This is a genomic window from Paraburkholderia caffeinitolerans (assembly GCF_902859945.1).
In the GTDB taxonomy this organism is placed as follows: Bacteria; Pseudomonadota; Gammaproteobacteria; order Burkholderiales; family Burkholderiaceae; genus Paraburkholderia; species Paraburkholderia caffeinitolerans.
Window position 1 is genome coordinate 83,440 of the sequence record NZ_CADIKL010000014.1, and the last position, 13,059, is coordinate 96,498.

The following is a 13,059-nucleotide window of genomic DNA, read 5'->3' on the forward strand; positions in this document are numbered from 1 at the left end:
ATGGAACTCCCTTTCAACGAAGCTGGCGTCTCGGTCACGCGCACCGCGCTCTCCTCTGCGGGCCAGGTCTTCCCGCTGCGCGATATCGACGACATGCGCATCGTCTTCGGGCAGCGCAAGCGCACCGTGCCCATCGCGCTCGCGCTGATCGGCGTGGCGCTCGCGGCGGTGGGCGGCGCATACGGCTCGGGCGCCGGGCTCGGGTGCGGCGTGATGCTGGTGGTGGTGGGCTGGCTCGCGTGGATCTGGCAAGACGCCAAGCATCAGTTGATCGTGGTGACGGGCGGCGAATCCCGCGAAGCGGTCTGGAGCGCCGATATCGTCTTCCTCGAACGCGTCGAGCAGGCCGTGCGCGCGGCCAAAGCCACGAGCGCTACCAACGGTAGCCCGGCGCGCCCCACCGCCCAATAGAACTGCGGACGGTAGCGCGCGTCAGACGCGCAAATCAGCGCCCCGTGTCGACCGGCTTCGTATGCCAGATCTCGCGCGCATACTCCGCAATCGCGCGGTCCGACGAAAACATGCCCATGCCCGCCACATTCTCGATCGCGCTCGCGGTCCAGCTGCGCACGTCGACAAAGCGCCGGTCCGCGGCCTCCTGGGCCTGAACGAAGGCAGCGTAATCGGCCAGCACCATGTAGTGATCGCCCCAGTCCACGAGCGTGTGGAAGATCTCCTGATAGCGCGCGGGATCGTCGGGCGCGAAAAAGCCCCGGCGAATCTGGTCGAGCGCCATGCGCAACCCGGCATTCTCTTCGTAGATCTGACGCGGCCGGTAGCCCGCGCCGCGCAGCGCGTCGACCTGATCGGCCGTGTTGCCGAAGATGAAGATGTTGTCGGCGCCCACGGCCTCGCCGATCTCGATGTTGGCGCCGTCCAGCGTGCCCATCGTGAGCGCGCCGTTGAGCGCGAGCTTCATGTTGCCGGTGCCTGACGCCTCGGTGCCCGCCGTCGAGATCTGCTCGGAAAGATCCGCTGCGGGAATCACCACTTCGGCCACGCTCACGCCGTAATTCGGCACGAACACCACCTTGAGACGATCGCCCACGACCGGGTCGTGATTCACTTTCTCCGCCACGTCGTTGATCAGGCGGATGATGGTCTTGGCCATGCGATACGCCGAGGCCGCCTTGCCCGCGAACAGCACGACGCGCGGCACCCAGTCCCGTTCGGGCGCCTGCACGATGCGGTTGTAGCGCGTGATCACATGGAGCACGTTGAGCAACTGCCGCTTGTATTCGTGCATGCGCTTGACCTGCATGTCGAACAGCGCGTCGGGGTTGAACGCGAGGCCGGTGCGCGCGGTCATCCGCTGGATCAGACGCACCTTGTTCTCGCGCTTGGCCGCGCGAAATGCCTCTTCGAATGCCGCGTCGCCGGCGACCTTGCGCAGCGCGCCGAGCTCGAACAAGTCCTTGCGCCACTGCGTGCCGATGGTCTCGTCCACGAGCCGCGCGAGCGGCGGGCTCGCCTGCGCGAGCCAGCGCCGCGGCGTGATGCCGTTGGTCACGTTCGTGAAGCGCTCGGGAAAAAGTCGCGCGAAGTCGGCGAAGATATGGCGCGTCATCAACTGCGAGTGCAGCTTCGAGACGCCGTTCACCGTGTGGCTCGCGACGATCGCAAGATAGGCCATGCGCACGCGCCGCTGGCCGTATTCGTCCACCAGCGAAATGCGGCGGATAAAGTCGAGATCGTGCACGCCCTTCTCTTTCGACTCGCTCGCCTCGCGCAGAAATGCGGCGTTGATGTCGAAGATGATTTCGAGGTGACGCGGCAGCAGGCGCGACAATAGTTCGACGTCCCAGGTTTCCAGCGCTTCGGGCATCAGCGTGTGATTCGTGTACGAGAACACGCGCTTGATATGGCCCATCGCCTCGTCCCAGGGCATGTGATGGACGTCCACGAGCAGGCGGATCAGTTCGGGAATCGCCAGCACCGGGTGCGTATCGTTCAGGTGCACCGCGACCTTGTCGGAAAAGCGGCCGAACGTGCTGTGCGTGCGCAGGTAGCGGCGGATCAGGTCCTGCATCGTCGCCGAGACGAAGAAGTACTCCTGGCGCAGGCGCAGTTCGCGGCCCGCCATGGTCGAGTCGTCGGGATAGAGCAGGCGCGAGACGTTCTCGGAAAGGTTGCGCGCTTCCACCGCGCGCTGATAGTCGCCCTGGTTGAACGCGGAGAGATCGAGTTCCTCGCAGGCGCGCGCGGACCACAGGCGCAGCGTGTTGGTCGCGCTCGTTGCGTAGCCGGGAATGATGGTGTCGTAGGCCATCGCGTTCACGGTGTGCGTCTCGATCCATTCGACGGTGCCGTTGCGCTGCACGGTGCGCCCGCCGAAGTGCACGGGGTACTGCACCTCGGGGCGCGGAAACTCCCACGGGTTGCCCGAGCGCAGCCAGTAGTCGGGCTCCTCCACCTGCTCGCCGTTGACGATCTGCTGGCGAAACATGCCGTAGTCATAGCGGATGCCGTAGCCGAAGCCCGGAATGCCGAGCGTGGCCATCGAATCGAGAAAGCACGCGGCGAGCCGCCCGAGGCCGCCGTTGCCGAGCGCGGCGTCGGGTTCCAGGTCGATGAGCGCGTCCATATCCACGCCGAGGCTCGCGAGCGCCTCCTTCATCGCGTCGTGAATGCCGAGCGCAAGCAACGCGTTGGAGAAGGTGCGGCCGATGAGGAACTCCATCGACAGGTAATAGACACGCTTGGCGTCCTGGTCGTACTGGCGGCGCGTGGTCACCATCCAGCGCTCGACGAGACGGTCGCGCACGGCCAGCGCGGCGGCGTGCAGCCAGTCCTGCGGACGCGCGGTCACGGCGTCCTTGCCGACGCCGTACATCAGGCGGTTCGACACGGAGCGACGCAGGGCGTCGGCACTGCTCTTCAATTGGTCGAATTCAAGACCCACTGCTGTCATCGAATGTCTCCCGTAAAACGGCATGCGGAGCGAAGGCGGACAGGGCAAATGCTGCAGCAAATTCAGCAGCCCGGCAGCCTCAAGTCAGTTTGCAGAGTAGGACATTTTTGCCTCGCGTGCGGCGCTGCGCCATTTGCCGTGCGCCCAGCGGGGCGCGTGGATGCGCAGCGTGGCGGCGGCTCGCGGGGATTGCGCGCATCTGGCGGTTAGTTGCGTTGCATCCGCGGTACTTGCTGGCCCTGTCCCTTTGAAGCATCCGCTGCAGAATCGCGCAGGGTCTGCAACAATCGCAAAATTGCCCGCGCCGCACCTGCCGCGTCCGCGCGTTTCCCGCCCCAGCTTCGCATCACCCGAGACCCGCCGTGTCCGATACCCGCACCGCGCAAAGCCTCATCGAGCGCGCCGACGCGCCCATGTCGCCCAAAAACCGCCGCGCGATGGCCGCCATCATGCTGGCCGTCGCGCTAGCGACGCTCGACACCGCCATCGCCAACACCGCGCTGCCCGCCATCGCCACCGATCTGCACGCGGCGCCCGCCGCCTCGGTCTGGATCATCAACGCCTACCAGCTCGCGATGGTGGCGACGCTGCTGCCGCTCGCGGCGCTCGGCGACATCATCGGCCACCGGCGCATCTATATCAGCGGGCTCGCGATCTTCACGGTGGCCTCGCTCGCCTGCGCGCTTGCGCCCACGCTCACGGCGCTCGCGGGCGCGCGCGTGCTGCAGGGCTTCGGCGCGAGCGCGATCATGAGCGTCAACACCGCGCTGATCCGCTTCCTGTACCCGTCACACCGGCTCGGGCGCGGCTTGGGCATGAACGCGCTGATCGTGGGGGTTTCGTTCGCACTGGGTCCGACCATCGCCTCGATCATCCTTTCGGCCGGCACCTGGCCGTGGCTGTTCGCAATCAACGTGCCGCTAGGAGCCATCGCGCTCGCGTTCGCGCTGCCCGCGCTGCCGCACACGGAACGCGGCAAGCATGCGTTCGACCCGCTCGCCGCGCTGCTCAATCTCGTGACTTTCTCCGCGCTGATCTTCGCGCTCGGCGAAGCGGCGCAGCGCGCGCCGGCAAAAGAAGTGATCGCGGCGGCGCTCACTGCGCTGGTGTTCGGCGCGCTGCTGATCCGCCGCGAGGCCGGCCATCCTTCGCCGATGCTGCCCGTGGATCTCTTCAAGCGCCCGGTGTTCGCGCTCTCTTCGATCACGGCCATGTGCGCGTTCGCGGCCCAGGGGCTCGCGTTCGTCTCGCTGCCGTTCTATTTCGAAACTGTGCTGATGCGCAGCCAGGTGGAAACCGGCTTCCTGATGACGCCCTGGTCGGTGGTGGTGGCCGCTGCCGCGCCCATTGCGGGGCGGCTCTCCGACCGCTATCCGCCGGGCCTGCTGGGCGCGGTCGGCCTCGCGATCCTCGCGGCCGGCATGGCGTCGCTCGCGATGTTGCCCGCCCATCCGGGCGTGGTCGACATCGTGATCCGCATGTCGATCTGCGGCGCGGGATTTGGCTTCTTCCAGTCCCCGAATCTGAAGGCGATCATGTCGTCCGCGCCGCCCGAGCGCAGCGGCGGGGCGAGCGGCACCATCGCGGTCTCACGCCTGCTCGGACAAGCGACGGGCGCGGCGCTGGTCGCGTTGTGCTTCGGCATTGCAGGCGCGCACGGGCCCACGCTGGCGCTGGGCCTGGGCGGCCTGTTCGCGGCGGCGGCGAGCGTGGCGAGCGGGTTGCGGCTGTTCGCACCGTCGCATCGCGCGATCAAGCACTGAGCGGCAGCCTTTGGTTTGGACAGTTAGCGCTTGAAGTAGCCCTTCACCGCCGCGACGAACGTATCGATGTCGGCGGCGCTCACGTCGAGATGCGTCACGAAACGCGACGCATAGAGCATTTGCGTGAGGATGCCGCGCTCCTTGAGCCACGCCTCCAGCGGCGCGCAATCGGCCTGCGGGAACTGCGCGAACACCATGTTGGTGGCTTGCGACGCCACTTTCACTTCGTCGATTTGGGCGAGCCCGGCCGCGAGGCGCGCGGCGTTCGCGTGGTCGTCGGCGAGGCGCGCCACGTTGTGATCGAGCGCGTAAAGGCACGCGGCCGCGAGCACGCCCGCCTGGCGCATGCCGCCGCCCAGCATCTTGCGCCAGCGGTGCGCCGAGCCAATCAGCGCCTTGCTGCCCACCAGCACCGAGCCGACCGGCGTGCCCAGGCCCTTCGAAAAGCAGATCGACACCGAGTCGAAGCCGTCGGTCAGCGCCATGAGCGACTGGTTCGAGTCGACCACCGCATTGAACACGCGCGCGCCGTCGAGGTGCGTGGCGAGCCCGCGGCCATGCGCGAACTGCGTGGCCTCGGCGACATACGCCGCAGGCAGCACCTTCCCGCCGATGGTGTTCTCCAGCGCGAAGAGGCGCGTGCGCGCGAAATGGTCGTCGATCGGCTTGATCGCGGCAGCGACGCGCTCGAGCGAGATCGTGCCGTCTTCGGAATTTTCGAGCGGCTGGGGCTGGATGCTGCCGAGCACCGCCGCGCCGCCGCCTTCGTATTTGTACGTGTGGGCCGCCTGGCCAACGATGTATTCGTCGCCGCGCGCGCAATGCGCCATCAGCGCGGCAAGGTTGCTCTGGGTGCCGCTGGGGAAGAACAGGCCCGCCTCCTTGCCGGCCTGTTCGGCCACGCGCGCCTGCAGGCGCAGCACGGTGGGGTCGTCGCCCCAGACGTCGTCGCCGGTTTCGGCGCTAGTCATGGCGGCAAGCATGGCGGGGCTCGGACGGGTAACGGTGTCGCTACGCAGATCGATCATGCGGATGGCTTCCTCATAATGGCCGTGCACACACGGCGCGTTCCGCCGCGTTGCGCGGCGTGGAAACCATCGAGTGTATTTTCAAACGGCTTGCGAAGGGAAGCCAGAAATACCGAAGCCGAAAACGAAACCGGGGCGCGTGGCCCCGGTGTGCAAACTCAGGCCGTCGCGTGGCTAGCGCGGCAGCAGTTGCAGCGGATCGACCGGCTTGCCGTCGCTGCGCACTTCGAACACCACGCCCGGAATGCCGTCGTTGTCGACGCCCATTTCGGCGATCGGCTGGCCTTGCGAAACGGCGTCGTCTTCCTTCACGAGCAGCCTGCCGTTGTGGCCGTAGGCCGTCACGGTCTGGTCGTTGTGCTTGATGATGACGAGCGGACCATAGGCTTCGATGCCCGAGCCCGCGTAGACCACGCGGCCCGCGGCAGCGGCCCTGATCTGCTCGCCCTGGGTGCCGCCGATCACAATGCCATTGGACTTGCCCGGCGAGAAACGCTGCAGGATCGGACCGCGCACGGGCCACGCCAGCGCAAGCGCAGCCGGCGCGGCCGGCGCAGGTGCTGCAACGCCGGCGGCCGCGGGCACGGCGCTGGTGTACGCGGGCGGCTGGGGAGCCGCATTCGCGTAGCCCGGCGGCGGCGCGACGCGCAGCACCTGGCCGGGCAGCACCTGGGCGTTCGGCGGCATCTGGTTCCAGCTCGCGAGGTCTTGCGGGCGCTGGCCATAGGCGCTGGCGATGCGCGAAAGCGTGTCGCCGGGGTTGACGCGGTAATAGCCGGCCGGCACGCCGTTGGAGGTCATGGTGGGCGCCGGAGTCGTGTTGCTCTCCCAAGGGGGCATGAGCGTGCTGCAGGCGCTGCAGGCTAGCGTGAGCGCGGCCAATGCCACGTACGCACCCGGGTTTCGCCGTTGTCGATTCATCTTGCTGTACCTCGCTGGTTCCTCGCTGTTTCCACGCCACGTACGGCGGGAATGCGTATCTGGATGCGCGTGGGGCCGCTGGCGTTCGCCTGCGATACCCTGATTAAGCCGGAATTGGCGAACGGCCCCCATTATATCGTCCCATGCGCGACGCTCTTTTTTCGCGCGCAGGCTTAGGCGCCGCGCATGGGCGTCGTCGCCGCCCGCCGGGGCTCGCGCACGCCGGGCCCATTCGCTTGTGCGCTCGCCTATACTGGGTCCTGCTGCTCACATCAGACAATCAGACAATTAGACGAAAGGCGGCCTCTCGCTGTGGTGCAACGTCCGTGAGGAACATTAGGATGAACAAAGCCACTTTCCTTTCCCTGCAGATCAACGTCGAAGACGTCGCCGCCTCGCCCGGCCTCGTCGAATTGCTGAACAACCACCTGGTCTTTGCCGCCGACGTCGCGGAAGCCGCCGACGAACTGATCCAGCACGCCAGTATCGCGCGGCTCTCGGGCGGCCTGGAAGCCACGGTCGAAATTCCGGCCATCGTGATCGAGCGCCTGCGCGACGCCCTCGACACGCTGAGCGGCTATGACGAAACCTGGCTGTTCGCGCTCGAGTCCGGCCGCGCGCTATTCGACGATATTGCACGCCGGCGCCACCTGCTGCATTGAACGTGCGCGCAGCGCGAACCTGAGCGGACCGCCGGCGTGGTCGCCTTGGCCACCCCGGCCGGGCGCCACGACGCGTCGCATGACATTTTGGGGGAAACGCCGTGAAGTCGTTCCTGAATCGCCGTAGCGCCAAGCTCACCAACGGCGCCTCGCACCTCGTCGCCGTCGAACCCGAAACGCCGCCCAAAGCCGCCCCCGGGAACGATGCCGCGCACGCCGCCAGTGGCGGCGTCGTGATCGACGATGGCGCGCCCATTGGCACCGAAACGCTTGCTCCGCGCTCGCCCGAGGCCGGCACGGCGGCACGCCCGGTCTCCACGCTGCACGCGGTGCCGGCCATGCCGGCGCACCTGAGCAACCGGCCTGTGCAAGTCGCGGAGGGCGCTTCGTTCGAAGCGCTCGCGGCCGCCGATGAGCTCGCCACGTTCCGCGTGTTCCGCAGCTTCGATTACGTTGTGACACTGCTGTTTCATGGCCCCACGCTCTCTTACTTCGCGACCCTGCATCAGGACAACACGCTCTGGCACGCCTTGCGGGCCGCCGATCTCGATTCGGCCAGCGCGGCGTTTCATCATCTCGAAGAGCAGGCGACGCGCCTCGCCGACGGCGAAACCCGCCTCGCCCAACTTGCCGCGCAAAACGCGATGCTCACGAAGCAGATCGAGCAGGCGGAGACGCAAGCCGAGCGTCTGCGCGTCGACCTGCAGCGCCATACCGAGCAGGAGCACCGCGTGAGCGCGCGCCAGCATCAGGTGCGCAAGGACGTGGCGCAGCTCGAAGCGCAACGCATCGCCGCGCAGGCGCAGTTGAACAAGGCGCACAGAACGATCCATCAGCTAAGCGTGGCGAGCAACGAAGGCGTGCCGCATCTGCCGAGCCGCTGAAGCCTTCCTGTTCTTCCTGTTTACCGAATACCCAAAAGAAAAGCGCGGGCCGGAAAAATACCGGGCCGCGCTGGGACTGCATACTGCTACTGCGTACTGCAACTTCGTGCTACGTACTGCAACTGCTAATGCAACCTCTTTGCTAACTGCACCTTCTACTGCTGACTACGTGCTGCTACTGCATACTGCCTATTGCGTAAAGCACCATCTACTTCAACATCTACTGCGCACTGCTTACTGCAACTGCCAACTACACCTCTTTGCTTACTGCACCTTCTACTGCGTACTGCAACTTCCACTACTGACTGCCTACTGCGTAAAACGACATCTACTACGTACTGCTTACTCCAACTGCCAACTACACCTCTTTGCTTACTGCACCTTCTACAACGTACCGCAACTTCCACTACCTACTGCGTAAAGCCACTGCTACTACGCACTACAATTTCCAACCGCCACCTGCGCGAAGCCACTCGACGCGACTTCGCTTCAACCTGCGGCCACTACGTACTTAGTGACCGAAATAAACCGATTGCGACGGAGTAACAGCCTGCGGCTGCACGGCCGGGCCACCCGCCTGCGAGGTACCCACCGCCGGCGCGCCATAACCGCTGGTATCGCCGCGCGCGAGTTTTTCCTGGGTCACGCGGGCCTGCGCGGCCTGCAGATTCTGCGGATAGTTCACCTGGTTATCCGCCGGGTTGTAACCGGCCTGCTCGAGCTCGACGAGCTCCGCGCGCACTTGGGCGCGGGTCAAACCTTGCTGGCTCGACTGGGCAAACGAAACGGCCGGGATAGCGAGTGCCGCGGCCACCACAACTGCGGGGAAGAACTTTTTCATGATCCAACCTCCATCGGGTTCGTGTCCGCTTCGAACTCTGTGTCCGTCAGCGTTTGATCCAAGTCTAGGCGTTTACCCGTACCAGGGTAAACCCTTATTACACAAAACATCATTGCAAAAGCGGCAATAAAAAAGGGAGCCTGATGGCTCCCTTTTTACTCAACAGCGCCCTGGCAGGCACTGGCTTCGCGCACGCCTTATGACCAGTCGGCGTGGAAGCTGCCAGGCTTGTCCACGCGCTCGAAGGTATGCGCGCCGAAGAAGTCGCGTTGCGCCTGCACGAGGTTCGCGGGCACGCGCTCCGAACGATAGCCGTCGAAGTACGCGATCGCCGACGAAAACGCCGGCACCGGCACGCCGGAGTTCACCGCCTGGATCACCACTTCGCGCAACGCCGCCTGGTAATTCGCGGCGATATCGCGGAAATAAGGATCGAGCAGCAGATTGTCGAGCTGCGGGGCCTTCGCATAGGCGTCCATGATCTTCTGCAGGAAGCGCGCGCGGATGATGCAGCCGGCGCGGAAGATCTTCGCGATCGTGCCGTATTGCAGATCCCACTTGTACTCGTCCGAGGCCGCGCGCAGTTGCGCGAAACCCTGCGCGTACGAGATCACCTTCGAGAAGTACAGCGCGCGGCGCACCGCTTCGATAAACGCCTTGCGATCGCCCGAGAACGGCTTCACGTCCGGGCCCGCGAGCACCTTGCTCGCCGCCACGCGCTGCGTCTTGAGCGACGAGAGCACCCGCGCGAACACGGCTTCCGTGATGAGCGGCAGCGGCGCGCCCACATCGAGCGCATTCTGGCTCGTCCACTTGCCAGTGCCCTTTTGCGCGGCGCGGTCGAGAATCACGTCGACGAGATACTGGCCCGTCTCGTCGTCTTTCTTGCCGAAGATCTTCGAGGTAATTTCGATCAGGTAGCTGTCGAGCTCGCCCTGGTTCCACTCCGTGTAGACCTGGCCCAGCTCCTCGTTCGAGAGGCCGAGCACCTGCTTGAGCACCGCGTAGCTTTCGGCGATCAACTGCATGTCGCCGTATTCGATACCGTTGTGGACCATCTTCACGTAATGGCCCGCGCCGTCCGGACCCATGTACGCGACGCATGGCTCGCCATCGGGCGCCTTCGCGGCGATCTCGGTGAGGATTGGCGCAACCAGATCGTAGGCGTCGCGCGGGCCGCCCGGCATGATCGAGGGGCCCTTGAGCGCCCCCTCCTCGCCACCCGACACACCCGTGCCGATAAAGTGCAGGCCCGCCTTCGCGAGTTCCTGGTTGCGGCGGATGGTATCGGTGAAATGCGTGTTGCCGCCGTCGATCAGGATATCGCCCTGGTCCAGCAGCGGCTTGAGCGCGGCGATGGTGGCGTCGGTGGGCTCGCCGGCTTTCACCATCATCAGAATGCGGCGCGGCTTTTCGAGCGACGCGACAAACTCTTCGAGCGTGTACGTCGGCACGAGCTTGCGCTCGGGGTACTCAGCGATCAGCTCGTCGGTTTTCTCGCGGGTGCGGTTGAACACCGACACCGCATGACCCCGGCTCTCGATGTTGAGCGCGAGATTGCGCCCCATCACGGCCAGACCCACCACGCCGATTGGCTGTTTGCTCATGTTGAATCTCCACTTCAAACGATTGGGGCAATGCCGCGCGGCGTTGCGCGCGGCATCGATCGTGCAAGGATAAGGGAATCCTCCACGCGGCGTGCCGGAGCGCGCAAGAGCGCGGTTATCGCTTACAGGCCAACCGCGACCGCCCGCTTGCGAAACACCACGCTGAAATTATTGGCCGGCATCGGCACCACGGCCTCGCACGCAAAGCCTTCGGCCTGCGCGAGTGCTTCGACCGCTTCCAGGTCGCGCACGCCCCACGACGGGTCGCGCGCGCGCAAATCGGCGTCGAAGGCCTCGTTCGAGGGCGCGGTGTGTGCGCCGCCGCGCCGGTACGGGCCATAGAGCACCAATACGCCGCCCTCGGCAACTCGCGCGCCCGCGCCTTTCATCAAGGCGACAGCTGCCTCCCAGGGCGCGATGTGAATCATGTTGATGCAGACGATGGCGTCCACCGCATGCACGGGCCAGTGCTCGCGGCGCACGTCGAGATCGAGCGGCTCGCGCAGGTTCGCGAGGCCCGTGTGCGCGCGCCACGCGGCAATGGACAAGCGGGCGCGCGGATCGGCGTCGCTCGGCTGCCATTCGATGCCAGGCAGCGCCGCCGCGAAATGCACGGCGTGCTGGCCCGTGCCGCTCGCGATCTCCAGCACGGTGCCGTGCGCAGGCAGCGCGTGGCGCAATACGTCGAGGATCGGCGCTGCGTTGCGCGCGGCGGCGGGCGCCGTGAGGCGGTGGATATCTTGATCCTGGGGATCGTTCATCGTGTCGTGGGGTTGGGTTGCGTAAAACTGCATGGATCGGTCAGTACAGGCTCTTCTTCATGCGCTCGGCAAGATCGGCTTCATAGCGTTCGACGTCGAAGGTCTCGCCGTATTGCTCGACGCTCACGCGCTGCAGCATCTCGCCCGCGCTCGGTAATTGCGAACGCTCGACATGATGCGCCGGGTCCCAGAGATTCGAGCGCACGATCGCCTTCGCGCAGTGGAAGTACACGCTTTGCACGTCGATCAGCAGCACCGAGCGCGGCGGCTTGCCGTCCACGGCGAAGCTCGCGAGCAGTTCGGGGTCGAGGCTCACGCGTGCGCGGCCGTTCACGCGCAGCGTCTCGCCCACGCCTGGCACCATGAACAGCAAGCCGACCTGCGGCGCGGCCACCACGTTGTGCAGGCTGTCGACGCGGTTGTTGCCGGGACGGTCGGGCAAGGCCAGCGTATGCGGATCGAGGATGCGCACGAAGCCGGGCGCGTCGCCGCGCGGCGAGCAGTCGAGCCCTTCGGGGCCGCCCGTCGCGAGCACCACGAACGGCGAAAGCTCGATGAAGCGGCGGTAATCCGCGTTCACATGATCGATTTCCTTGCGCAGCGAGCGCTCGTTCGGCGCGCCGTAGTGGGCTTCGAGATCCGCGATCGTGTTCGGCATGAGGCTTCCTTGTGGCTGCGTTGTGGCTGCGTTGTTGCTGCGTTATTGCTTCATCGATGCTGCGATGCTGACGCCCATTGCGGGCCGCCTGAAGCCGCGACGCTTGGGGCGACACTTATGCCGCATTCAGGCGCGCGGCCAGCGCTTCGAGCGTGGCCGCGCACGGCGCCGCCACCTTGAGCGCGAGCAGCGGATCGGCGCGCGTCTTGCCGAGGTTGATCGCCGCCACGGGCTTGCCGCGCTGCTGCGCCCACGCGCAGAAGCGATAGCCCGAATACACCATCAATGACGAACCGACCACGAGCACCGCATCCGCCTCGTCGAGCGCCGCCGAGGCCGCAGCCACGCGTTCACGCGGCACGTTCTCGCCGAAAAACACCACAGAGGGCTTGAGCACGCCACCGCACGCCTCGCAGGCAGGAATGTCGAAAGCCTGCTCGCCGTCGAAGTCGAGGTGCGCGTCGCCATCGGCGGCAGGCTCGGCGTACGCGTCCGCCAGCGCCGGATTGCCTGCTTCGAGGCGCGGCTGCAGCGACGCGCGCGCGTATTGCGCGCCGCAGTCGAGGCAATGCACGTGGCCGATGCTGCCGTGCAGCTCGATCACATCGGAGCTGCCCGCACGTTGATGCAGTCCATCGACATTCTGCGTGACGAGCGCGCCGATCCGCTGCGCGGCGCCCAGTTGCGCGAGCGCGCGATGCGCGCCATTGGGCTGCGCGAGGCCAACGGTCGGCCAGCCGATCATGCTGCGCGCCCAATAGCGCCGCCGCGCGCTTTCGGAGCCGAGAAATTCCTGCAGCGTGATGGGCGGCGAGCGCTTCCATGCGCCGTTTTCATCGCGGTAGCCGGGAATGCCCGAGTCCGTGCTGATGCCCGCGCCGGTCAGCACGAACAGGCGCGGGTGACGTTCGGCGAACGCGTGCAGCGCGTCGAGCGCGGCGCAATCGGGCTGGCTGGCAGCGAGCGGTGAAGTGGGATCGGAAGCGGGATCGGGATCGGAAGCGGGATCGGACATGACGGTCT

Annotated in this window: 12 protein-coding genes; 4 read left to right on the plus strand and 8 right to left on the minus strand. The window is 66.1% G+C overall.

Translation table 11 applies throughout. The annotated features are described in order from the left end of the window. The gene (locus HV773_RS16195; protein ID WP_175195440.1) at positions 1-411 is read left to right on the plus strand and encodes a DUF6232 family protein; all 411 of its coding nucleotides are present in this window, start codon (positions 1-3) and stop codon (positions 409-411) included. A gap of 34 nt (positions 412-445) precedes the next feature. On the opposite strand, the gene HV773_RS16200 is transcribed toward HV773_RS16195, so the two are convergent. Further along, the gene (locus tag HV773_RS16200; protein WP_175195442.1) at positions 446-2,911 is read right to left on the minus strand and encodes a glycogen/starch/alpha-glucan phosphorylase; all 2,466 of its coding nucleotides are present in this window, start codon (positions 2,909-2,911) and stop codon (positions 446-448) included. Positions 2,912-3,324: 413 nt separating this feature from the next. Between HV773_RS16200 and HV773_RS16205 the strand changes: the two genes are divergently transcribed. Continuing rightward, complete coding sequence (locus tag HV773_RS16205) at positions 3,325-4,674, plus strand: MFS transporter (RefSeq protein WP_175195588.1); 1,350 nt, start codon at positions 3,325-3,327, stop codon at positions 4,672-4,674. Between the two features lie 23 nt (positions 4,675-4,697). Here the strand turns inward: HV773_RS16205 and ltaE are convergent, their stop codons facing one another. Both ltaE and HV773_RS16215 read right to left on the minus strand, forming a co-directional pair. Next, positions 4,698-5,702: a low-specificity L-threonine aldolase gene (ltaE, locus tag HV773_RS16210; RefSeq protein ID WP_175195444.1), complete on the minus strand. Its 1,005-nt coding sequence runs from the start codon at positions 5,700-5,702 to the stop codon at positions 4,698-4,700. 174 nt (positions 5,703-5,876) lie between these two features. Continuing rightward, positions 5,877-6,623, minus strand: a complete 747-nt coding sequence (locus HV773_RS16215; protein WP_175195446.1) for a peptidoglycan DD-metalloendopeptidase family protein — start codon at positions 6,621-6,623, stop codon at positions 5,877-5,879. Positions 6,624-6,964: 341 nt separating this feature from the next. On the opposite strand from HV773_RS16215, the gene HV773_RS16220 reads away from it, so the two are divergent. Together HV773_RS16220 and HV773_RS16225 are read left to right on the plus strand one after the other, a co-directional pair. Then, complete coding sequence (locus tag HV773_RS16220; RefSeq protein WP_175195448.1) at positions 6,965-7,285, plus strand: hypothetical protein; 321 nt, start codon at positions 6,965-6,967, stop codon at positions 7,283-7,285. A gap of 101 nt (positions 7,286-7,386) precedes the next feature. After that, positions 7,387-8,169 carry a DUF2968 domain-containing protein gene (locus tag HV773_RS16225; RefSeq protein ID WP_175195450.1) on the plus strand — a complete coding sequence of 261 codons (783 nt, stop codon included), beginning with the start codon at positions 7,387-7,389 and terminating at the stop codon, positions 8,167-8,169. 511 nt (positions 8,170-8,680) lie between these two features. On the opposite strand, the gene HV773_RS16230 is transcribed toward HV773_RS16225, so the two are convergent. The 5 genes from HV773_RS16230 to HV773_RS16250 all read right to left on the minus strand — a co-directional run bounded on the left by HV773_RS16230 (position 8,681) and on the right by HV773_RS16250 (position 13,051). Continuing rightward, the gene (locus tag HV773_RS16230; RefSeq protein WP_175195452.1) at positions 8,681-9,010 is read right to left on the minus strand and encodes a DUF4148 domain-containing protein; all 330 of its coding nucleotides are present in this window, start codon (positions 9,008-9,010) and stop codon (positions 8,681-8,683) included. Positions 9,011-9,207: 197 nt separating this feature from the next. After that, the gene (gndA, locus tag HV773_RS16235; RefSeq protein WP_175195454.1) at positions 9,208-10,617 is read right to left on the minus strand and encodes an NADP-dependent phosphogluconate dehydrogenase; all 1,410 of its coding nucleotides are present in this window, start codon (positions 10,615-10,617) and stop codon (positions 9,208-9,210) included. A gap of 122 nt (positions 10,618-10,739) precedes the next feature. Continuing rightward, on the minus strand, positions 10,740-11,378 hold the full coding sequence (locus HV773_RS16240) for a DUF938 domain-containing protein (RefSeq protein ID WP_175195456.1): 639 nt from the start codon (positions 11,376-11,378) through the stop codon (positions 10,740-10,742). A gap of 40 nt (positions 11,379-11,418) precedes the next feature. Further along, a complete protein-coding gene (locus tag HV773_RS16245) occupies positions 11,419-12,036 on the minus strand; it encodes a pyridoxamine 5'-phosphate oxidase family protein (protein ID WP_175195458.1) in 618 nt (205 codons plus the stop codon). A gap of 115 nt (positions 12,037-12,151) precedes the next feature. Then, a complete protein-coding gene (locus tag HV773_RS16250; RefSeq protein ID WP_175195460.1) occupies positions 12,152-13,051 on the minus strand; it encodes an NAD-dependent protein deacetylase in 900 nt (299 codons plus the stop codon). Positions 13,052-13,059: the final 8 nt, after the last annotated feature.

Coding starts and splice junctions, on each gene's coding strand:
- HV773_RS16195 (WP_175195440.1), top strand. CDS start 1: ATGGAACTCCCTTTCAACGAAGCTGGCGTCTCGGTCACGCGCACCGCG.
- HV773_RS16200 (WP_175195442.1), bottom strand. CDS start 2,911: ATGACAGCAGTGGGTCTTGAATTCGACCAATTGAAGAGCAGTGCCGAC.
- HV773_RS16205 (WP_175195588.1), top strand. CDS start 3,325: ATGTCGCCCAAAAACCGCCGCGCGATGGCCGCCATCATGCTGGCCGTC.
- ltaE (WP_175195444.1), bottom strand. CDS start 5,702: ATGATCGATCTGCGTAGCGACACCGTTACCCGTCCGAGCCCCGCCATG.
- HV773_RS16215 (WP_175195446.1), bottom strand. CDS start 6,623: ATGAATCGACAACGGCGAAACCCGGGTGCGTACGTGGCATTGGCCGCG.
- HV773_RS16220 (WP_175195448.1), top strand. CDS start 6,965: ATGAACAAAGCCACTTTCCTTTCCCTGCAGATCAACGTCGAAGACGTC.
- HV773_RS16230 (WP_175195452.1), bottom strand. CDS start 9,010: ATGAAAAAGTTCTTCCCCGCAGTTGTGGTGGCCGCGGCACTCGCTATC.
- gndA (WP_175195454.1), bottom strand. CDS start 10,617: ATGAGCAAACAGCCAATCGGCGTGGTGGGTCTGGCCGTGATGGGGCGC.
- HV773_RS16240 (WP_175195456.1), bottom strand. CDS start 11,378: ATGAACGATCCCCAGGATCAAGATATCCACCGCCTCACGGCGCCCGCC.
- HV773_RS16245 (WP_175195458.1), bottom strand. CDS start 12,036: ATGCCGAACACGATCGCGGATCTCGAAGCCCACTACGGCGCGCCGAAC.
- HV773_RS16250 (WP_175195460.1), bottom strand. CDS start 13,051: ATGTCCGATCCCGCTTCCGATCCCGATCCCGCTTCCGATCCCACTTCA.